Below are 20689 nucleotides of genomic sequence, written 5' to 3'. Positions count from 1 at the left end.
CTGAGCTAACGAGACAATCAAAAAACGAAATTATGCCAAAAGAATATTCTTTTGTCAAGATATAATATAAAATTTTGAGCATATTTTTTTATATACTCAAAATTTAGGCTAAGTCTAAAGATACTTTTCCATTTTTAATTTCTGCAACTTTAACTTTAATTTCATCTCCTACCTCTAACTTTTCTTTAATCTTAGAATTATGTAATAAACCATCCACGCCTTCTTTAAGTTCTACAAAAACTCCAAATTCTACAACCTTTTGAACTCGTCCTAAAAATTCTTCACCGATATCAAATTTAGGCATTTCCTTTTTGTCGCGCTTTTTGTTAGAACCTTTAGAGTGAAGTAAATTTAATATATACTCTTTACTTTGAGAAATCAAATCATGATCAATTCCTGCTATTTTAACCTCACCTTTATCTCTATCTAAATCAATATTAACTTCAAATTTTTCAATAATTTCTTTAATGGTTTTACCACCTTGACCTATAATATCAGGAATTTTATTTGGATCTACATTAAAAATTTCAATCTTTGGCAAAATAGCTTCATTAACAACTATGTTTTGATTAGCCTCTTCCATTAATTGCAAAATGTGCTTCCTAGCTTCTTTTGCTTGATATAAAGCCTCTTTTAAAACCTGTTGCTCTATACCACCAAGTTTTATATCCATCTGCAAAGCAGTGATTCCATCATAGCTTCCTGCTACTTTAAAATCCATATCTCCATCATGATCTTCAAGCCCCATGATATCGGTTAAAATAGCATATTTTTCATCTTCAAAAACAAGCCCCATCGCCACACCTGCTACTAGTTTTTCACTTTTTACCCCTGCAGCTCTTAAAGCCAATGCACCACCACAAACAGTAGCCATAGAACTAGAACCATTGCTTTCTAAAATTTCAGAAACCAAACGAATTGTATGAACATAATCTGTATCAACACTAGGATACAAAGCTCTTTTTGCTAAATTTCCATGACCTAGCTCTCTTCTGCCAGGAGCTTTTATAGGGCTAGCTTCGCCCACCGAAAAACCTGGAAAATTATAATTAACCATAAATTTTTCACAAATTGGGTTTTTTTCTGTAAGCATATCTGACATTTGCGCATCATTATCATTTCCCAAGGTGGCCACAACTAAGGCTTGGGTTTGCCCTCTAGTAAAAAGACAAGATCCATGTGCACTTGGTAAAATATTTGTTTCTATGTCTATTTTTCTAACATCCTTTAAACCTCTACCATCTGCTCTTTTATTTTCATTAATAATTTGGTTTCTAATAAGTTCTCTTTTGCATACATGTAAAGCTTTTTCAATATCTTCAAATTTCCATTCGTTTTCAATAACTATAGATTCACTTTCAATCTCTTTTGCTATTTGTAAAATTTCACTTGCCCTTTCACTTTTTGCCATTTGATTAATAGCAATTTTGAGTTTTGTTATATAAGTATTTTTTATATAGTCAATAATTTGAATATTATCTGACTCTATTTTAAACTCAAGTTTAGAATTTTTTCTATAAGCAGCAAATGCTTTTTCATATTCATTGGAACCACGCAAGATTGCACTACTTGCAAAATCTAAAGCCTTTAAAGTATCATCTTCGCTAAGTTCATTCATACGGTGTTTATCATCTTGCTTGTTTGCCAAAGCTCTCATTTCTATCATTAAAAGCTCATCTTTAACGCCTGCTACATAAAGATCTAAAGTGCTATTTTTTAACTCGCTATTGCTTGGATTTAAAACAAATTCATTATTTATACGACCTATTCTTACGCCACAAACAGGTGCTTTAATAGGGATATCACTTAAATACAAAGCAACGCTTGCAGCGTTTAAACTCATCACTTGTAAATCTACTTCAGGATCAGCAGAAAGAACCATTACAACAATTTGGGTTGGATATGCATATCCTTTTGGAAAAAGAGGTCTTAAACTTCTATCTATAATCCTAGCGCTTAATGTTTCATTGTCGCCTGGCTTAGTTTCTCTTTTTACATAACCTCCTGGAATTTTACCTGCTGCGTAAGCTTTTTCTATATATTGAACTGTAAGAGGCAAAAAATCTTCTTCTACCATTTTTTCTTCTCTTGCCACAGTTGCTAAAACTACTGCATTTTTTTCTTGCATTAAAACTGCACCTGCTGCTTGTTTTGCCACTTTATCGGTATCAAATATTTCAAGGTGATTATTGATATTTATTTCATGTCGCATGATTTTCCTTTAAATTTTTATCATAGGCAAAACCAAATAAGCTTTTTAAATTTTAAAAACTAAAACTTAAAAAGCCTGTTTTTATTTTGCCTATAAATTTATATCTAAACAACTTATTGCTCAGATATAAATTTATTTTTTTAAAGGTAAATAATACCTACTTTCTTCTAAAATATCTAAAATTTCGTGAGCTTGCAAAATCGTTTTATTTTTAAAATAAAACTCAATATCTACAAAATGATCAATTTTTTGCACGCAATAAACCTCATCTGCAAAAACACTAATATAATCATATACATCACTTGGCATTAAAGCGGTGGCATAAATAATACTACTAACCTCTTCTTTTAACAAACTTTTTATACATGAAGAAGCAGTAATCCCACTCTCACACCCCTCATGCAACATTAAAATATTTTTTCCTTTTAAATCTTTTAAAAGATTACCTTTTCTATAACGATATACATTCTTTAAAATTTTTTCTTCATAAGTTCTATTTGCCTCACCATAAATATAATCTAAGCTTATATCAAAAGCCTTAACTAAGGCTTCATTGTAAACTAATTCTTTTGTTTCGCTAATCATAGCTATTTGACATTCATCATTATTAGGAGCTTTAATTTGCTCTGTAAATAAAAAATCATAGGGTATTTCTAATTTTTTTGCCAATACATCAACAAAAACTATAGATTTTAAAGAAGGAGTAATAATGATATAATCTTTTAATTTATTTAATGGAAGTAAATCATATAATCTTTCAAGCGCATCTTTTTCATCTTCAAAAAACATTATATAGACCTTTCATTTTCTTCCAGAGAAAAATCATAAGATACACCACCCAAAGGATAAAAATTAAACATAAAATACACACCACTTTGATCTTTAGCGCTAATCCCACCACTAGTAAGTTTAGGTGAAATATCCTTACGATACATCAAAGAATAATTCCAACACTTTCTTTGATAAGTATAACCTATCTCCCATTTTTCAGGATCTTTATTCAAATCAAACCACAAACCACCAAATATTTGATAGTTGGTATTTATATCATACTGAGCTTTAGTTCCTAAAAAATTATATTTTTCTTTTTCATATATTCTATAGGCATGATTTAAACTAACTTTCCACTCACCATAATCAAATAAGGCCTCACTAAATACTTTATCAAAGCGATTATCTACCCCTGAATATTCTGCCTCATTTCTTAAACTTATATAATCATTATAAAAATATTCCACAACATTATCAAAACCACCAAAACTACCTTCTTTGGTAAAATATTTAGCCTTTAAACCATGATATAGCTTTTTTTTGCCTAAAGCACTATAAAAATACTGATACATCGAAAAATTAAACTGCTCAGGATCATCTTTTAATTCTATAAAATCTTCGGTAATTTTACCTGATTTGGCTCCGGGTATAAAATAATTAGCACCTAAATATAAGGTATGATAAAAATTTTCATAAGGCTTAGAAAGATCTGTATATAAAGAAAAATTATGTGAATTTCTAAACAAATGCTCTTGATTTTTAATATCTGTATTAGAATAATCTACAAAATTTACATAAACTCTTTCTGTAAAGGCAAAATTTAAAAAATCATCCAAAAAACTTGTATGATAAATTAAAGGCAAATCAAAATCTAAAGTTTTAGCATAAATACCCGTATGTCTATAATATCTATGAAAAGAAGCATCTAAGCTATACTGTATATAGTTATCAAAAAAACCATTTAAATATCTATGATATTGAAAAGAAGGGTATTCTTGCATGGTATCTTTGTTGCTAATTTTAGAAGTGTCTATATAATACTTCGCATAAGCACCATAATAATTATCATCATCAGATAAGAAATAATTTATTTTTGAGGTAACCAAAGAAGCTTCAGTTTTTGCACTAGAGCTTAAGTTCATATAATCTACATCATTTAAATAAGTAGCATCAATCCATAAGCCTTCTTGAAATTCATCGCTCAAAAGGCTCTTGAATAAAGCTTCGCTTGAATATTTAATTTCTAAACCATAATGTTCTTTGTTTTTTAAATTTTCCTCTCTTTTGTAGCTTGATTTTTCTCCAAAAATACCACCGCTAATTTCACCTTGAGAATAAGGACTATCAATAAATCTTAAAGTTGAGTATAATCCATAGCCTCTTTTTGTCCTAATTTGAGGTTCAAATTGAATATCTGCATTATCATCAATAACATAATAGATTGGTTGGTTATAATATAACCCCTCGCTTTGTTTTAAAACCACCTGAGGAATTAACAAACCACTTTTCCTTTTAGTGTCTACACTAAAGCCAAAATACGGCAAATACATCACAGGAGTATTTTTTACATACAATCTTGCATTATAAAGATGTAAAAAATTACTCTCTTTATTTAATTTACCCTCATCAAAACGAATTTCCCAATCAGGATTTTCAACATTACAACTAGAAACAACCGACTTTTTAGTTACAACAAACTTATCATTTAAATCTGCTTGATGACATTGCAACCAAACCTCTAAATCGTTATTTGAAAAAAATAAATTTTTAAAAGCTGTTGTGTTATCTTTAAGATTAATTTTAGTATAAGTAGAATTGGTTCTTTCTTTTTGTCCTCGTAAGATATTTACATCACCAAACAATTCTAAATCTTTAGTTGTTTCATTAAATTTAGCCTCGCTTGCGGTTATTAAATATAAATCAGAAACTACAACTACATTGTTTTTTGCTTCTATAATATCATTTGTTTTTACAACATCTAAAGCATAAATGTCTACCTTAGAAGCATACAAACTCCCTACACAAGCTAAAGAAAGCAATATTTTACGCAAGATCTATCACCACTGTTTTGGCTGCATAATCATGCCAAGTTTTCAAAACAATATTACTCAAAGCCCAAGCAAATCCTAAACCATACAACATATCACTAATTTGTCTTACACCTGCTCTTAGAGCGCTTTGAGTAAAATTTGGTTTATCTAGCAATTCTTGATCAATCACCATGATCTTCAAAAGCATTTTTCCTAAAGTTGCGCCATATAAATAAGTAAATAAACTATGGTATGCAAACTGTAAAATCAAAATCCCACCAGCAAAACGCATTAAAAGATTATGAATTTCTTCATAAGTTTGCATAGAATTAATTTTATCAAGCAAAATAATACTTACGATGCCCAAAATTACAAAACTATCAACAACATAAGCTAAAAATCTTTTTTTAAAACTTGCTATTTTTATTTCTTCTTTTTCTAGCTTATCAAATAATTCTTGATTGGCGCTCATTTAAGAACCTGAAAGGCAATATCTTTTCTGTATTGTTTTCCTTTAAAATGGACATTTTCACAAAGCATATAAGCGTTTTTTTGAGCTTCTTCAATGCTTTTGCCAGTTCCCACACAAACCAACACGCGACCACCGCTGGCATATAATTTATCATCTTCTAAACTCACACCAGCATAAGAAATATGAGAATTTTGTGGAATATCGCCTATCTCAATCAAAGCTTTTGGTGAGTCCTTGTAAGGATAATTTTTACTTGCACAAACCACACCCACTGCAAATTCATTTTTAATGTTTATATGAGTATTAGCAAGATTTTTATTCACACATGCTAAAAATAAATCCAAAGGATTTTCTATTAAAGGCATCAAAACCTCACATTCAGGATCGCCAAAACGCACATTATACTCTAAAACATAAGGTTTATTATTTACAACCATCAAGCCTATAAACAACACTCCAACAAATTCAGCACCTTCTTCTTTCATGCCTTTAAGAGTTGGCGCCACTATATCTTTCTTCACTTGCTCTAACAAACTTTCACTTGCTAAAGCACTTGGAGCATAAGCCCCCATGCCGCCCGTATTAGGCCCTTTATCATTATCTAATAATCTTTTATGATCTTGCGCTGCAGGCAACAATATAAAATCATTTCCATCGCAAACTGCAAATACACTTAATTCAAAGCCATCAAGATATTCTTCAATCACAACAATTTTTCCAGCTTCCCCAAAGCTTTCTCCACTTAGCATATTTTTAGTAGCTTCTAAAGCTTCTTCATGGCTTTGCGCGATAATCACCCCTTTACCTGCGCATAAGCCATCTGCTTTTACAACAATAGGAGGTGTTAAAGATGTGATAAATTTCTTAGCTTTTTCATAATCAGTTGTGTTTAAAAATTTAGCTGTTTTGATTTTATATTTTTTTAAAAAACTCTTCATAAAAGATTTTGAAGCTTCCAACATAGCAGCAGCTTTAGTAGGCCCAAAAATAGCAATATTGTTTTCTTTAAAAAGATCTACTATACCCTCTGCTAAAAAATTTTCACTCCCAACTATGCAAAGATCAATCTCAGATGCTTTTGCATAAGCTGTTATAACTTTAGGATCTTTCATATTAAGATTTGTTCCTATTTTAGCAGTAGCACCATTTCCTGGAGCAAAATAAAATTCTAAATTATCATTTGTTTTTTGAAGAGCCAAAGCGATAGAATACTCCCTAGCACCGCTTCCTAGTATTAAAATTTTCATTATTTTCCTTAAAAATATTACAAAAACCCAAATGGCCGGAGTATAAGTGTCTGACCCTCAAAAAGTCAAAGTATGCCATTAGGTGATTTTTAAAGGCTGCAGCTTCTCGCTTTTTTCAAAACTCAAACGAAGTCACAGAACACGGTAAATCACACATCACAGCTTATAATTAATGTGTTGGATCCTCTTTAATACCATATCGAACCATTTAGGCAGTATAATTATAACTAACAAAACTTAAAAATAGCGTTTAAAAGGTTTTTATAAAATCTTAAATTTTGTCTTAGAATCTTTCTTTAAAAAATATTTTCCTTCCAAAATAACATCAGCAACAGGCGCCCATATAGTCTTTTCATCGACATAAACTATATCAAATTCAGTATTTTTCATTAACCCTTGGTAATTTACTTTCTTAGGTGCATGCTTAACTACATAATAAGGATTCATTGCAAAAATTTGAATCTTCATATTAACATATAAATCAGGATTAGAAGTTACAACTAGGAAATTCTTTTCACATTCTTTTTTTACTTTCTTTACATATGAAAACAACAATTGATCATTTGGGTTTAAAGCATGTTTGTTTAGTCTGTTTAAATAAAGCTCAGCAAAAGAAAGCGTACAAAAAGAAATTTCACTTGCTGTTTTAAAATAAGAGTTTTTAATGCTTGTTGATTTTAAAGATTTTTTCCAAATTTCTATATCTAGTTTTGTTGCACATATATTTAAACCCTGCTTAATCTTTTCAAAAAGCTTTTCTCTTGCCATATTAAAACTATTACTAAAAATAGTAAAATTTTTTTCATAAAAAGATTTTTTTATCAACTCTAGTCTTTCTACGCTTTTAGTAAAATAATCAGCTTCGTTTTTTAATTCTATTAGTTTTTGTTTTTTACCTTGTATCATTTCTTCTAGTTCATGGTGTTTTTTTCCACCTTCTGCTTCTAATCTTGCTTGTTTTGATTTTATATCTGTTATTAAAGTACTCATTTGACGATCAAGTGCTAATTTTCTATTTTTTCTATTATCGATCGAAGCAAGAAGCGCTTGATAATGACACTGATGAGATAAAAAAACCTCTTCATATAAGCGTTCCATATTGATATGCTTTTGCTTGTCTTTCATATCTTTATATGACATTTCAAGGTGCACTATGATATTTTTCATTGCAGAAAAATCAGCTTGATTGATAGTATTATCCGAAAATAATAAAGTATCTAAAGCCTTATATAAAAAACGCTTCATAGCAAAAAAATCAATAATATATGGCACCTCATCTGTGTTAATGTCTTTTACTGCATTAATTGACAAGGTTTCATTATAAAAATATCTTTGAATGGCTTGTGGGATAGTTAAATTTAATGTGATTTTATCAAGATTATCATAATCTGTTTCTCTATAAAGTTCTTGAACATAAGCATCTCGTCTTGTCAGTCTTAAATCTTCTAATTCATCATCACTATCTGTTTTCCAGAAATCTCTTTCTTTGATAAAATCACCATCTGTAAATTCTTGAAATTTAGAAGGACGTAAATCGGTAATATGCTTTCCATCGGATCTAAATTCAACAAACATACCAACCGTTGGCATACTTCTTTTATCATGCCATGCGTGTTTATTAAATTCAAAAAATGTTTTTGCTAGATTGATTACTGTTCCTCTTCCAGTAGCATCCACATAAACCATTATTTTTCCGTGCATATCCAAATCCTTGATTTAAAGAAAAATTCAATTCTTATTTTAACTTTGTTTTCATAAATTTACAATTATATTTTAAAATTTCACAAAATAAACGTCTTTAGGTATTTTATTTATGTTTTTATATCAATATTTTAAAAACCCAAAACAAACAGGTGCGTTTTGCGCAAGCTCTAAAAAATTAAGTAAACTCATAACTTCTCATGTCCAACATGCAAAAAATATCGTTGAAATAGGGCCTGGTACAGGAAGTTTTACAAAGTATATCCTCAAACAAAAAAGCCATAATGCAAGTTTTTTTGCCGTAGAAATCAACCCTCAAATGGCAAAAAAATTAAAGCAAAAAATAAAAAATATAGATATAGAAGTCAACTCAGCAGAATTTTTACCAAATATGTTAGAAAAAAGAGCGATCAATAGTGTAGATTTAATTATCTCAGGAATTCCTTGGGCTTTATTAAATTCCAAAGAACAAGATTTATTGCTAAAATCCATTCATGATGCTTTAGAGGAAAATGGTTGTTTTGCAACATTTGCTTATATACTCCCAACACCAAAAGGGAGAGCTTTTAAGAAAAAACTTTTTGCCACTTTTAGCAAGGTAGAAATTTCACCTATCATTTGGCAAAATCTTCCCCCTGCTTTTGTTTATTTTTGCACTAAATAATCATTCCCATTCAATCGTTGCTGGTGGCTTGCTAGAAATATCATACACTACGCGATTGATTCCTTCTACTTCATTAATAATACGACGTGAAATATTTTCTAATAATTCATAAGGTAAATGAGAAAAAGTTGCAGTCATACCATCGCTTGCATTAACAACACGCACGCAAACTGCATTATCATAAGTTCTATTATCACCCATTACACCAACACTTTGCACGTTTAAAAGCACACAAAAAGCTTGCCATGTCTTATCATACCAGCCACTGCTTTTTAATTCTTCAATCAAAATAACATCTGCTTTTCTTAAAAGCTCCAAACTAGGCTCATTTACCTCACCCATTATACGTATAGCAAGGCCTGGCCCTGGGAAAGGGTGACGATAAACTACATCTTTACTTAAGCCAAGCTCCATTCCCAAAGCTCTTACCTCATCTTTAAAAATTTCCTTTAATGGCTCGATGAGTTTTAAATTCATCTTTTCAGGTAAACCACCCACATTATGATGAGATTTTATAGTCTTACTAGCTCCTACAACCGAACTTTCAATAATATCAGTATACAAAGTCCCTTGTGCTAGATATTTTACATCTTTATGTTTTTTAGCTTCTTCTTCAAAAACTTCTATGAAAGTATTTCCTATGATTTTTCTCTTTTGTTCAGGATCTCTTACCCCTGCTAAACGACTTAAGAAAATCTCTCTAGCATCAATACTGATTAAATCAATGCCTAAGGTGTGTCTAAACATATACTCAACTTGTTCTTTTTCACCACTTCTTAAAAGACCATTATCAACAAAAACAACTACTACTTGATCTTTTATCGCACTTGCCAACAATGCAGCCACCACGCTACTATCAACTCCGCCACTTACTGCACAAAGTACTTTATCATTTCCTACTTCTTCTTTGATTTTTTGTGCTTGAGTTTTTGCAAAAGATCCCATATTCCATACACTATCACAATTACATGCATACTTAGCAAAATTTTTCAAGATGCTTTTTCCAAATTCACTATGTTGCACTTCAGGGTGAAATTGTAAAGCAAAAAATTTACGCTTCTCATCTCCAAATACACAAAATGGACTATTTTCGCTAGTCGCTAAAACCTCAAAACCTTGTGGCAAATTCTCAACCTTATCAGAATGGCTCATCCATACCGTTTGCTTTTTAGGTAAATTTTTAAACAAATCACTATCATTTTGAATATCTATAGTTGCTTTACCATATTCTTTATGGCCTGCTGGGGCAACATTTGCTCCAAAATGATGTGCCATAAGTTGCATACCATAGCATATTCCTAAAACTGGTATATTTAAATCAAAAATACCCTTATCACAAAAATAAGCATCATTTGCATATACACTAGCTGGCCCACCACTTAAAATAATACCCTTAGGCTCTTTAGCTTTGATCTCATCTAAACTTACATTAAAAGGTAAAATTTCTGCATACACACCTTGTTCTCTTAATCTTCTAGCAATGAGTTGTGTGTATTGTGAACCAAAGTCCAAAACTAAAATATCTGCTTTTTTCATCTAACTCCTTTACAAATTTAACAATTGAAATTGTACATACCAAACTATAATAGATATTATATAACCAACCAAAATCGTCCATGCATATTTTAAATGAGCATTAAAAGTATAAATTCCCTTCATTTTGCCCATCACTCCTACTCCAGCAGCTGAACCAAAGCTGATCAAAGACCCCCCTATTCCTGCTGTAAGAGTTACTAAAAGCCATTGAGTATCATCCATGCTTGGATTTGCCTTTAATACCGCACTCATAACCGGAACATTATCTACAATAGCAGATAAAAATCCTACTCCTATATTAATACTAGTAGCTCCAAATTTTGTATAAAGATCAGAAGCATAAGCAAGCCAACCAACAAAATGCAAGGCGCCCACAGCAGATAAAATACCAAAGAAAAATAATAAAGTGTCCATCTCAATACGCGTCATATAATGAAAAATATTTAAATCTTTTTTACCTTGTTTTCTGTTGAAAAAATACATATACAAACTAAGCAATGAAAGGCCAAAAATCATACCCCACATTGCAGGTAAATCACAAATACTATGAATAAATACCGCCAAAGCTATAGTTAAAAAACCAAGCACAATAAAAACTTTACCACCTGGTTTAATCTCGACTTTTTCTAAATTATCCTTATGGAAATTTGGCTTAATATTAGGCACATAACGTGACAATAAATAAGCAGTAAGCAACCAGCCAATAAAAGAGGCAGGAAAAAGAGCAAAAAATTCAAAAAACGTGGCTTTTTTTGCTGTCCAAACCATTAAAGTAGTAATATCACCAAAAGGCGACCAAGCTCCACCAGCATTAGCTGCTACTACAATATTTATAGCACCTGGGATTAAAAATTCTTTATTATGTTTATCTATAGTTAAAAGCACAGTGGATAAAATCAAAGCTGTTGTAAGATTGTCCGCAATTGGGGAAATAAAAAAAGCTAAAATACCTGTTAGCCAAAATAACTTTCTATAAGTATAACCCTTGCTTACAAGTTTGTATTTTAAAGTTTCAAAAACTGATCTTTCTATTAAAGCTTCTATAAAAGTCATAGCAGCTATTAAAAAAAACACAATTTGCGCAATTTCTAAAATAAGATGATTTACACTTTCTTCAAGTATTTGTGTGTCTAAATCATTCATTACCATATATATACCAATGATAATAAAAGAAAAAGTTCCTATAAATAAAGCGGGCTTAGTTTTATTGATATGATATTTCTCTTCTGCTGCGATAAAATAATAACCCAATATAAAAATTATTAAAATACCTATACCTAAAGCACTAAAAGCTAAATTTAGCTCATGTGTTTGACTAGCCAACAAAAAACTAACACCAAAACAAAGTAAAAAAAGTATTTTATTCATATTTCACTCTCCAAAGATTGGAATTTTTTTATTTCCTTTACACTACCATTATTATCTTTTATCTCATAAAATGGAGCATCCTTATAGCCACATGCATTTAGAAATATTAATAAAAAAAATGTTAAAATAATTAAATGAAAATTAAAACGAGTCATTACATCATCAACGAGCTTGCTGATTTTAAACATTATAAACCTTTAAAAATATTTTTTCAATATAAAGAGTTTTTAAATTTATTTAATCACAATCACCAACAAATGATTACTAAACTCTTTATAAAAAATAATACTTTGATTATTTTAGTTAAGCACCACATTGCATATATGGAATTAAATCACGATAATACCAAAAAAATGATTAAAAGTCTCATAAAAAACTATACTTTAGCTAGGCCAATGAGTAATTTTGCAAAGGTGAAAAACATAAAAATACTCAGTGATCAAAACTTTATTTCTAAAAACAAAACTTTTAATGAGCATAAAAAAGCTCACTTAGAGCTTTCTAATGGAAATTTTAAAAATCATTTTGAAAATCCCATTTTACATAACAAATTTGAAGAACTGCGAAAGCTTATAAAAAATGCTTGAAAATGAACTCAAAACCTTGCCAAATTTACCTGGTGTATATCAATACTTTGATATTCAAGGTAAGCTTTTATATGTAGGTAAAGCCAAGAATTTAAAAAACCGTATTAGAAGTTATTTTAACTTCACTCCAAATCTTTGCCCAAATCCTAACAATAGCTTGAGAATTCAAAAAATGATTAGCCAAACACATCATTTAGAATTTATCACTACAAAAAGTGAGGCTGATGCTTTAATATTAGAAAATTCTTTCATAAAACAACTTCATCCAAAATATAATATATTATTAAGAGATGATAAAACCTACCCTTATATTTATATAGATTTAAATGAAGATTTTCCAAGATTTGAAATTACAAGAAAAATCATCAAAAAAAACAAAATAAAATATTTTGGTCCATTTTTTAAAGGAGCAAAAGAGTTTTTAAATGCTTTGTATTTATCATTTGAACTAAGACAAAAAAAATCTTGTAAGGAGCTTTGCCTTTTTTATCAAATCAAGCGTTGCAAAGGTCCATGTGAGCAAAAAATTTCTAAACAAGAATATGAAAAAATTATCCAAAAGGCCACTCAAGCTCTTTTAAATCCCTTATCTTTGACAAAAAATTTAGAAAATAAAATGTTTGAATATGCAAAAAATGAAAACTATGAAGAAGCAGCTACTATAAGAGATCAAATCAAAACAATAGAAGATTTAAGTGTAAAAATACAAATAGACCTTGCAAAATTAGAAGATTTTGATGTTTTTGCCATACACCATGAAGCAAATATACTCTCTATGGTGCGTTTTGTTATAAATAATGGCAGGATAATCAGCTCAAACCATAAAGTACTAACTCTAAATCATCAAGATGAATTTGACCTAAATGCAATATATAAACAATACATATTAGAAAATTATACCCAAGATAGTCCAATAAATTCAACCCGAATCTATACGCATGAAGAATTTGAAGACATGAACCTTTTGCAAAATTTACTTAGTGAAAGGTTTTCTAAAAAATTTCATCTTAAAACTCCAAAACTTGGCGAAAAAAAAGCCTTATGTGAACTTGCACTAGAAAATGCAAAAATAAACACACAAAAGCACTTAAAAAGCGATAATTATTTATTTTTAAAAGAATTAAAAGATTTTTTTAACCTACAAAATTATCCTAATTATATAGAAATTTTTGATAATTCTCATATGCAAGGTGAAGCGAATGTCGGTGCTTTGGTAGCTTATAAAGATGGACAATTTGACAAAAGTTCTTATAGACACTACCATTTATCCTATAAAAACGATTACGATCAAATGCTTCAAACCCTTAGCAAAAGGGCTTTGTCATTTGATAAAAATCCCCCACCTGATTTATGGTTAATTGATGGAGGAGATGCTTTATTAAAGCTAGCCAATGATATCATAAAAAGCTCTGGTGTAAATGTAGATATTTTAGCAATTTCTAAAGAGAAAATAGATGCGAAAGCTTACAGGGCAAAAGGAAGTGCGAAAGATAAAATTTATACTCAAGAAGGCAAAATTCAACTTTCTACTGATGATAAAAAATTACAATTTTTGCAAAAATTACGTGATGAAGCACATCGCTTTGCAATTAGTTTTCATCAAAAAACAAAAAGAAAACAAGATTTGCAAAGTTCTAGATTAATACAACTTGGAATTTCTCAAGGATATATTAAAAAATTTTTAGATTATTATGGTAGTTTTGATGAGATTAGCAAAGCTAGTTTTGATGAATTAAAATCACTTTCCAATGCAAAAATAGCTAAATTAATCAAGGAAAATTTATGATATTATTTATTAGTGTTTTGACTTTAATTTTATGTTTTTTAAATTATTATTTTTTATATCCTATGGATCAAAAATTATTCTTCATTTATACTTTTATAAGTATTTTGATTTTTATTATTGCCTGTATTTATATAATCTCAAAAAATCATAAAATCAAAAAAGACAAAACCTTGATTCAAGAAATAGAAAAATATTTTTCCTTACCAAAATCAAACTCTTTAGAAGAATTAAAAGAAAATTTAAAATTATCGTTTGATTTAATGGGTAAAAAACTGCATGAGCAAAAAAAGGAAAACCTACATCTAGAACAAAATTATCAATATCTTGTCCACGGCTTGAGCTATCTATATCTAGATAATTCTGCTTATATATTAAAACCTTTTATCAATGATTATAAACCTAACTTAGAGCATAGACGCTTTAAAAACATACATGCGGGTATTATCAATAATAACAAAAATGAAAATTTTCTATTGCAGTCTATTTTGCTTAAAATGGGTATTAGTAGTGAAATTTTATACAAACATAACCAAAAAGATGATAAAAATTATTCTTTTATCATTTCAAAGGAAAAAATAGATGATGTTTTAAATTTCACTTTTGAAGAAATTCATATTGAGGAGATTGTTGATTTTTTAAATACTCATTTTACACAAGAGTGTTACATTACAAGAGATTGTTATAATGTTTTAATTTTTAAATCTTCTTACTTTGAAAATGATCTTATTTTAAACATAACTAATCAATTTTGTTCACATAATCAAACCATAGATAATTTAAGTGACTTTAAAAAGGCATTACAATTTAGATTTAAATTAATTTTAGTAGACTATGAGGTTATAAAATTTGACCTAATGCATATTAGTCAAATTTTACAAGAGTACAAGATAAAAAATCCACAAATTGCAATTTTGCTTTTTTCTAAAAACAGAGTTAAAGATTGTAATTTTGCAAATTTAATCTTAAATGATATTAATAAAAGTGAATGGCTAGTATTGTTAAAACAATATATCAATCAAGCTTAGTTCTATGATTTATAGCTTTATGCAAAGATATAAAATCAACATTTTCCAAACTAACACCACTTGGAATACCTTGAGCTATTTGAGAAAAACTCAAATTTAAATCTTTTAATTTTTCTTCTATAAAAAAAACAATGGCATCAGAATTTAAGCCTTGTGTGAAAGCAAAAAATATTTCTGTGGTTTTATTATGCTCAATCATGCTTCTTAATTTTATAATATTTTCTTCACTTGTATCATCAAGTACAAAATAAAGCCCATCATAACTTCCACTATCTTCTAAAACCAAAACATCTTTAGAATCTTGAACTATACAAATAATGCTATGATTTCTTTCTATATTAGAACAAACTTCGCATAATTCATTTTCACTTAAAGCACCACATTGTGTGCATTTTTTTATCATTCTAATTGATTCTTCAATATGATAAGCAAGCTTAGAGCCTAATAAAGGATCTTTTATGCAAACATGATACGCAAGCCTTAAAGCAGACTTTTTCCCTATAGTAGGCAAAGCGGAAAAGGCAGATACTAGCTCGTTAAATTTTTCCAAACCTTTCAAATTATTTTAACCTTGAAAAAACAATTTTAAAAGTATGATAGCCATCTTCATAGCTGTAGGTTAAATTATAACCGTGAAGATTGCAAATATTGTTAATGATATAAAGTCCTAGCCCCATTCCCTCTACTTGGGTATTTTGTTCTCTCACAAAAGGTTTTAAATAATAATCAAAAGTTTTTTTAAGCTGCATCCCTTTATTTCTAACAATTATATAATCCCCAGAGCATATAATCTCACACGCTTTATCATCTGAATACTTAATAGCATTATCAATTAAATTTTTAAGCATTAAAGAAAAGAGTTCTAGATCGGCAATTATCATAGTATCTTCTTTATAGGATATTTTTACTTTTTGATAAAAATCATCCCTCATTAAATAATCTTCAGCCTGCTCTAAAATCAAACTCAAATGATAGGTTTGCAAATTAAGTTGACAATTTCTTGATAAGACTTTTTCAATTTTTCCAAATTCATCAATCAACAATTCAAGTCTTTCAAAAATCGCTACTAGACGATCTTTTTGCTTTTGGTTATCTAACATTTCACAAACTATTCTACCTTTGCCAATAGGTGTTTTAAGCTCATGCATAATCATTCTTAAAAAAAACTGTCTTGATTTTACAAGCTCTTGAATTTTATTGATAGCATGATCAAATTCAAAAGATATTTCTGAAATTTCATCATTAATCTGAGAGTATTCAGATAAAGGTTCAATTTTACCTGCACTAATATTTTTAATTTTCTTTTTTAGAATTTTTAAAGGCATTAAAGATCTTAATACTGAAAAATATAAAAATATAATCAAAATCAAACTAAAAAAGAAACTTAATAAAAATAAATATTCTAAACGCGTAGAAGCATTTAATTCATAAAGATGTTTTGCATTCAATCTTTCTACATAGAAAAAAATTTGATTATGATAAATAATAGAAGAAAAACTTCCATACAAAGAATTAATCCTAAATACCTTTTCACCTTTTGCAATGATATGTTTTACACTGCGATCATTTTCAACTAATTTAAAAGATTTAGAAAGAAGATACTCATGTATTGAAAAATCTTCTTTTCTTTCTAGGTTGTATATTATTTTTTCTACAATTTCTTTTTGCCTTCCTTGTTCGTTAGTTAAATAAGAATCAATCTGAACCTTTCCTAAAAGCACAAACAAGGCACAAACAAATAAAAAAGCTGTTGCAAAAAGAACGGTGATTTTAAGATTAATAGTTACTTTCATCCTATTAATTTATATCCTATTCCTCTAACTGAAAAAATATGTTTTGGCGCTTTTGAGCTATCACCAATTTTAGTTCTAAGTCTACCAATAATAACATCTAAGCTTTTAGAGTCTTTATCTTTTAAGCTTTTACAGTGATACACAAGTTGTTCTCTGCTAACCGAAAAACCATGTTGTCTTATCATATAGCTTAAAATTTCATACTCAGCAGGAGTTAAAACCAAAACCTCATCATTGTAACTTATCTCATGTCTTTTCTCATCAATTTTAAATGCCGAATTGATTATTTTCTCGGGAGTTTCATTGGTTCGTTTAGAACGACGAATCAAACTCATAATTCTTGCGTGCATTTCTTTTGGATCATATGGTTTTGGCAGGTAGTCATCTGCACCTATTTGAAGTCCTACAATTTTATCACTCAAATCACTTCTAGCTGAAGAAATAATAATAGGAATACTATATTTTTCTCTTATTTCACGACAAACTTCAAGACCATCAAGTCCAGGTAAAGTTAAATCAAGAATTAAACAATCATAGTTTTTTATACCAGCACTCATTCCCAAATATGGATCTTCATAATTAGTAACTTTTATATTAAACTGGGCCAAATATTCTGCCAAAAACTCTGCAAAATCTGGATCATCTTCGATCATTAAAACATTAATCATCTCTACCCCTTTAGTGAAAATATGTTACGAACTTAACATTATAACACATAATTTAACTATTCATTTATTTTTTTGCTAAAATTACAATATTAATTTTTCAAGAGAGGAAAAAAGTGGAACTTAATTATTATGAAATACTAGAAATTTCCCAAACTTCAGATAAAGAAACCATAAAAAAAGCATACAGAAAGATGGCTTTAAAATATCATCCTGATAGAAATCAAGGAGACAAAGAAGCAGAAGAGAAATTTAAGCTTGTAAATGAAGCTTATGAGGTGCTTAGCAATGATGAAAAAAGAAGTATATATGATAGATACGGAAAAGAAGGGCTTAAAGGTCAAGCCGGTGGTTTTGGTGGTTTTGGAGATGTTGATTTAGGGGATATATTCTCGAGCTTTTTTGGAGATGGATTTGGTTTTGGCAGCTCAACACGTAAAAAAGAAAAAGGAAATAAATATCCTCAAGATTTAAAAATAACGACAAAAATTAGCTTTAAAGAAGCTGTTTTTGGCTGTAAAAAAAAGATCGGTTTTACCTATAAAAGTTTTTGTAAATCATGTAAAGGAAGTGGTTCAGAAAATGGAAAATTAGATACTTGTCCTCATTGCGGAGGAAAAGGGCAAGTTGGTGTTAGACAAGGCTTTATGACCTTTGTGCAAAGCTGTGATCATTGTAAAGGTAGTGGTCAGATTATAAAAGATAAATGTAAAACATGTCATGGTAATGGCTATGAAGAAATAAAAGATCATATAGAACTTGATATACCAGAAGGTATAGACAGCGGTATGAGTCTTAGAGTACAAAATAAAGCAAATGAGCTTCCAAATTCTTCTCAAAGAGGTGATTTATATATCAAAATCATCGTAGAAGATGATGATAAATTTATCAGACATGATGATGATATCTATACCATAGTACCTGTATTTTTTACCCAAGCTGCTCTTGGAAAAACTATTAAAGTATCCACTATAAGAGGAGAGGCTGATCTTAAACTTCCAGTCGGTGCAAAAGATAAACAAAAATTCGAATTAGCCAACGAAGGTGTTAAAAATATTCACAATGGAAAATTAGGCTCACATATTGTACAAATTGAAATAAAATTTCCAAAAACGCTTACTGATGAACAAGAAAATCTACTATTGCAGCTTGAGAAAAGTTTTGGCTTAGCAGATGAAGAAGGCTTTATAGAACAAGAAAGTTTGTTTGATAAAATCAAATCTTGGTTTAGCCACTAAGGAAGTTTTAAAGCCATTTCCATGGCTTTAAAAATTTCTTCTGTTTTTTGACATTCTAAAAATAACTCAAGAGCAAAAACACCTTGCCATAAAAGCATTTGTGTACCATCTTTTATTTTTAAGCCATTTTCTCTTGCTAATTTTAAAAAAGGTGTATTTTTACCATATATCACATCAAAAGCATATTTGGCATGTTGAAAAATACTTTTTAAAATCTCTTCTTGGCAAGGTAATTTCTCATCATTTAAACCTGCACTAGTTGTATTGATAATCAAATCAAATTTTTTACTTAAATCAAGTTGATTATATAAAAAACATGGATAGCTAGCTAAATTTTCAAATCTAGCACTAGAACGATTTGCTACTGTAACTTCAATATACATAGATTTTAAAGCATATGCTAAAGCTTTAGCTGTACCCCCAGCACCCAAAATCAAAGCATTTTTGATAAAAGAAAAATCCTCAATTGCTTTTAAAAATCCCAAATAATCTGTATTATAAGCATAAATTTTATTATCTTTATTTAATAAAGTATTAGCAGAGCCTATATGTATAACACTTTCATCTTTAAAATCAGCTATTTTACAAGCTGCTTCTTTAAAAGGTATGGTGATATTAGCACCATCTAACTTTTGAATAATCTCTTTTAGTTTTGCTTTATCTTTTAGATGATATCTTGTATAAACTGCGTCTTCTTTGAGTGTTTGCAAGGCGTTATTATGCATTCTTGGAGATTTAGAATGCATAATAGGATCACCTATAACTGCAAAAGTTTTCATTTTACTCTAAATGTAAAAGCACCTTTTGCAATTTTAGAACGTACTTTTTCTAATTCGGTCTTTAATTCACTCTCTTTATAAGGTCCAACTAAAACTTTCGTTAGCTCTTTGCCATTTACTGTTGTTTTATAAATTTTATAATCATATCCATTTTCTTTAAGTATATTTAATTCTTTTGATTTAGGATCTAAACTATTTAAAGAAAAAACTTGAATATAAGCACCTGAAGGAAGTTGTGTTTGAACATTTGGTGTTTTGATACTTTCAAATAATTCATTTGTATTGCTTTGCTCTGGAGCTTTTTGTTGCTCAACTATATTATTTTTTGGTTTTTCAGAAGGTTTTTGAGTTGGTTTTTCTATAGATTTTTCTATAGGTTTAATCTCTTCTTGTTTTTCTTCCACCTTAGCTGGCTCTTCTTTTGGCTCTATTGTAGTAATTTGGTCTAAAACACTATTACTTGAAACTTCTTGCTTTTCTTCTATGGTAGTATTTGTATCATTCAAAGAACTCTCTTCTTTTAATTTTCTAGCTAAAGCTTCAAATTCATCCTCTTCTTTAGCACTATCTGTAATAGGCAAAGAATTAAAATTATTTTCATAAGCAGCTTGCTCTTGTGGTTCTGATGGCATTTGTAATGTTTTTTCTTCACCTGGGTCATTAATTAGCTTCATTACTATCATAACAACTAAAAATACAATGATTAAAATAATCGATCTAAGTAAAATTTTTTTAAGTTTTTCGCTTTTATTGCTTTTTTGCAAAATTATATCATCAAATTCGTTTTTATTGTTTTCTTCCATTTTTCATCCTTT

General features: G+C 29.3%; 18 protein-coding genes. 5 read left to right on the top strand and 13 right to left on the bottom strand.

Annotated features, from left to right (window positions below; all coding sequences use genetic code 11):
* Positions 1-103: 103 nt before the first annotated feature.
* The 6 genes from L8V79_RS06665 to L8V79_RS06640 form a co-directional block, all read right to left on the bottom strand.
* On the bottom strand, positions 104-2212 hold the full coding sequence (locus L8V79_RS06665; RefSeq protein WP_263702987.1) for a polyribonucleotide nucleotidyltransferase: 2109 nt from the start codon (positions 2210-2212) through the stop codon (positions 104-106).
* A 132-nt stretch (positions 2213-2344) separates the two neighbouring features.
* A complete protein-coding gene (locus L8V79_RS06660) occupies positions 2345-3001 on the bottom strand; it encodes a phosphoribosyltransferase family protein (protein WP_263683187.1) in 657 nt (218 codons plus the stop codon).
* The gene (locus tag L8V79_RS06655; RefSeq protein WP_263702988.1) at positions 3001-5037 is read right to left on the bottom strand and encodes an LPS-assembly protein LptD; all 2037 of its coding nucleotides are present in this window, start codon (positions 5035-5037) and stop codon (positions 3001-3003) included. The genes L8V79_RS06660 and L8V79_RS06655 overlap by 1 nt, the downstream gene beginning before the upstream one ends.
* Positions 5027-5485 carry an RDD family protein gene (locus L8V79_RS06650; RefSeq protein ID WP_263702985.1) on the bottom strand — a complete coding sequence of 153 codons (459 nt, stop codon included), beginning with the start codon at positions 5483-5485 and terminating at the stop codon, positions 5027-5029. Before L8V79_RS06650 ends, L8V79_RS06655 begins: the two co-directional genes overlap by 11 nt.
* A complete protein-coding gene (gene purD, locus L8V79_RS06645; RefSeq protein WP_263702983.1) occupies positions 5482-6732 on the bottom strand; it encodes a phosphoribosylamine--glycine ligase in 1251 nt (416 codons plus the stop codon). Before purD ends, L8V79_RS06650 begins: the two co-directional genes overlap by 4 nt.
* Before the next feature lie 261 nt (positions 6733-6993).
* Positions 6994-8433, bottom strand: coding sequence for a hypothetical protein (locus tag L8V79_RS06640; protein WP_263664185.1), 1440 nt, complete (start codon positions 8431-8433; stop codon positions 6994-6996).
* A 112-nt stretch (positions 8434-8545) separates the two neighbouring features.
* On the opposite strand from L8V79_RS06640, the gene L8V79_RS06635 reads away from it, so the two are divergent.
* Complete coding sequence (locus L8V79_RS06635; RefSeq protein ID WP_263664184.1) at positions 8546-9097, top strand: class I SAM-dependent methyltransferase; 552 nt, start codon at positions 8546-8548, stop codon at positions 9095-9097.
* On the opposite strand, the gene guaA is transcribed toward L8V79_RS06635, so the two are convergent.
* Positions 9098-10633 (bottom strand): glutamine-hydrolyzing GMP synthase, encoded by a 1536-nt coding sequence (gene guaA / locus L8V79_RS06630; RefSeq protein ID WP_263702981.1) that lies wholly within the window; start codon positions 10631-10633, stop codon positions 9098-9100.
* Between the two features lie 9 nt (positions 10634-10642).
* Positions 10643-12001: a sodium:proton antiporter NhaD gene (gene nhaD / locus L8V79_RS06625; protein WP_263702980.1), complete on the bottom strand. Its 1359-nt coding sequence runs from the start codon at positions 11999-12001 to the stop codon at positions 10643-10645.
* A 134-nt stretch (positions 12002-12135) separates the two neighbouring features.
* Here nhaD and L8V79_RS06620 point away from each other — a divergent pair, with 134 nt between their 5' ends.
* From L8V79_RS06620 to L8V79_RS06610, 3 genes are read left to right on the top strand one after another with little or no spacing between them, the layout of a single operon-like run.
* Positions 12136-12588 (top strand): hypothetical protein, encoded by a 453-nt coding sequence (locus L8V79_RS06620; RefSeq protein WP_263679592.1) that lies wholly within the window; start codon positions 12136-12138, stop codon positions 12586-12588.
* Positions 12581-14374 (top strand): excinuclease ABC subunit UvrC, encoded by a 1794-nt coding sequence (gene uvrC / locus L8V79_RS06615; protein ID WP_263702978.1) that lies wholly within the window; start codon positions 12581-12583, stop codon positions 14372-14374. The genes L8V79_RS06620 and uvrC overlap by 8 nt, the downstream gene beginning before the upstream one ends.
* On the top strand, positions 14371-15399 hold the full coding sequence (locus tag L8V79_RS06610) for a hypothetical protein (protein ID WP_263702977.1): 1029 nt from the start codon (positions 14371-14373) through the stop codon (positions 15397-15399). The genes uvrC and L8V79_RS06610 overlap by 4 nt, the downstream gene beginning before the upstream one ends.
* Here the strand turns inward: L8V79_RS06610 and recR are convergent.
* The 3 genes from recR to L8V79_RS06595 are packed head-to-tail and all read right to left on the bottom strand — an operon-like array spanning position 15386 to position 17860.
* Positions 15386-15958: a recombination mediator RecR gene (gene recR / locus L8V79_RS06605; protein ID WP_263679595.1), complete on the bottom strand. Its 573-nt coding sequence runs from the start codon at positions 15956-15958 to the stop codon at positions 15386-15388. The genes L8V79_RS06610 and recR overlap by 14 nt on opposite strands.
* A 1-nt stretch (position 15959) precedes the next feature.
* Positions 15960-17192, bottom strand: coding sequence for an ArsS family sensor histidine kinase (locus L8V79_RS06600; RefSeq protein WP_263702975.1), 1233 nt, complete (start codon positions 17190-17192; stop codon positions 15960-15962).
* On the bottom strand, positions 17189-17860 hold the full coding sequence (locus L8V79_RS06595; RefSeq protein ID WP_012661225.1) for a response regulator transcription factor: 672 nt from the start codon (positions 17858-17860) through the stop codon (positions 17189-17191). The genes L8V79_RS06600 and L8V79_RS06595 overlap by 4 nt, the downstream gene beginning before the upstream one ends.
* A 113-nt stretch (positions 17861-17973) precedes the next feature.
* Between L8V79_RS06595 and dnaJ the strand changes: the two genes are divergently transcribed.
* A complete protein-coding gene (dnaJ, locus tag L8V79_RS06590) occupies positions 17974-19095 on the top strand; it encodes a molecular chaperone DnaJ (protein ID WP_263702974.1) in 1122 nt (373 codons plus the stop codon).
* Here the strand turns inward: dnaJ and L8V79_RS06585 are convergent.
* The gene (locus tag L8V79_RS06585; protein ID WP_263702973.1) at positions 19092-19874 is read right to left on the bottom strand and encodes a shikimate dehydrogenase; all 783 of its coding nucleotides are present in this window, start codon (positions 19872-19874) and stop codon (positions 19092-19094) included. The two genes, dnaJ and L8V79_RS06585, sit on opposite strands and share 4 nt — an antisense overlap.
* Entirely contained in the window at positions 19871-20677 is an 807-nt protein-coding gene (locus tag L8V79_RS06580) for an SPOR domain-containing protein (protein ID WP_263702972.1), read from the bottom strand. The genes L8V79_RS06585 and L8V79_RS06580 overlap by 4 nt, the downstream gene beginning before the upstream one ends.
* Positions 20678-20689: the final 12 nt, after the last annotated feature.

The sequence above is a fragment of the Campylobacter sp. IFREMER_LSEM_CL2194 genome, assembly GCF_025771685.1.
GTDB lineage: Bacteria > Campylobacterota > Campylobacteria > Campylobacterales > Campylobacteraceae > Campylobacter_D.
This window is presented reverse-complemented; position numbering and strand designations above follow the sequence as displayed.

Excerpts from the sequence above, each read along its gene's own strand:
- L8V79_RS06660 (WP_263683187.1), bottom strand. The coding sequence starts at position 3,001 with ATGTTTTTTGAAGATGAAAAAGATGCGCTTGAAAGATTATATGATTTA.
- uvrC (WP_263702978.1), top strand. The coding sequence starts at position 12,581 with ATGCTTGAAAATGAACTCAAAACCTTGCCAAATTTACCTGGTGTATAT.
- L8V79_RS06610 (WP_263702977.1), top strand. The coding sequence starts at position 14,371 with ATGATATTATTTATTAGTGTTTTGACTTTAATTTTATGTTTTTTAAAT.
- L8V79_RS06620 (WP_263679592.1), top strand. The coding sequence starts at position 12,136 with ATGAAAATTAAAACGAGTCATTACATCATCAACGAGCTTGCTGATTTT.
- L8V79_RS06595 (WP_012661225.1), bottom strand. The coding sequence starts at position 17,860 with ATGATTAATGTTTTAATGATCGAAGATGATCCAGATTTTGCAGAGTTT.
- purD (WP_263702983.1), bottom strand. The coding sequence starts at position 6,732 with ATGAAAATTTTAATACTAGGAAGCGGTGCTAGGGAGTATTCTATCGCT.
- L8V79_RS06580 (WP_263702972.1), bottom strand. The coding sequence starts at position 20,677 with ATGGAAGAAAACAATAAAAACGAATTTGATGATATAATTTTGCAAAAA.
- L8V79_RS06600 (WP_263702975.1), bottom strand. The coding sequence starts at position 17,192 with ATGAAAGTAACTATTAATCTTAAAATCACCGTTCTTTTTGCAACAGCT.
- L8V79_RS06650 (WP_263702985.1), bottom strand. The coding sequence starts at position 5,485 with ATGAGCGCCAATCAAGAATTATTTGATAAGCTAGAAAAAGAAGAAATA.
- L8V79_RS06585 (WP_263702973.1), bottom strand. The coding sequence starts at position 19,874 with ATGAAAACTTTTGCAGTTATAGGTGATCCTATTATGCATTCTAAATCT.
- L8V79_RS06635 (WP_263664184.1), top strand. The coding sequence starts at position 8,546 with ATGTTTTTATATCAATATTTTAAAAACCCAAAACAAACAGGTGCGTTT.
- nhaD (WP_263702980.1), bottom strand. The coding sequence starts at position 12,001 with ATGAATAAAATACTTTTTTTACTTTGTTTTGGTGTTAGTTTTTTGTTG.
- L8V79_RS06665 (WP_263702987.1), bottom strand. The coding sequence starts at position 2,212 with ATGCGACATGAAATAAATATCAATAATCACCTTGAAATATTTGATACC.
- L8V79_RS06640 (WP_263664185.1), bottom strand. The coding sequence starts at position 8,433 with ATGCACGGAAAAATAATGGTTTATGTGGATGCTACTGGAAGAGGAACA.
- guaA (WP_263702981.1), bottom strand. The coding sequence starts at position 10,633 with ATGAAAAAAGCAGATATTTTAGTTTTGGACTTTGGTTCACAATACACA.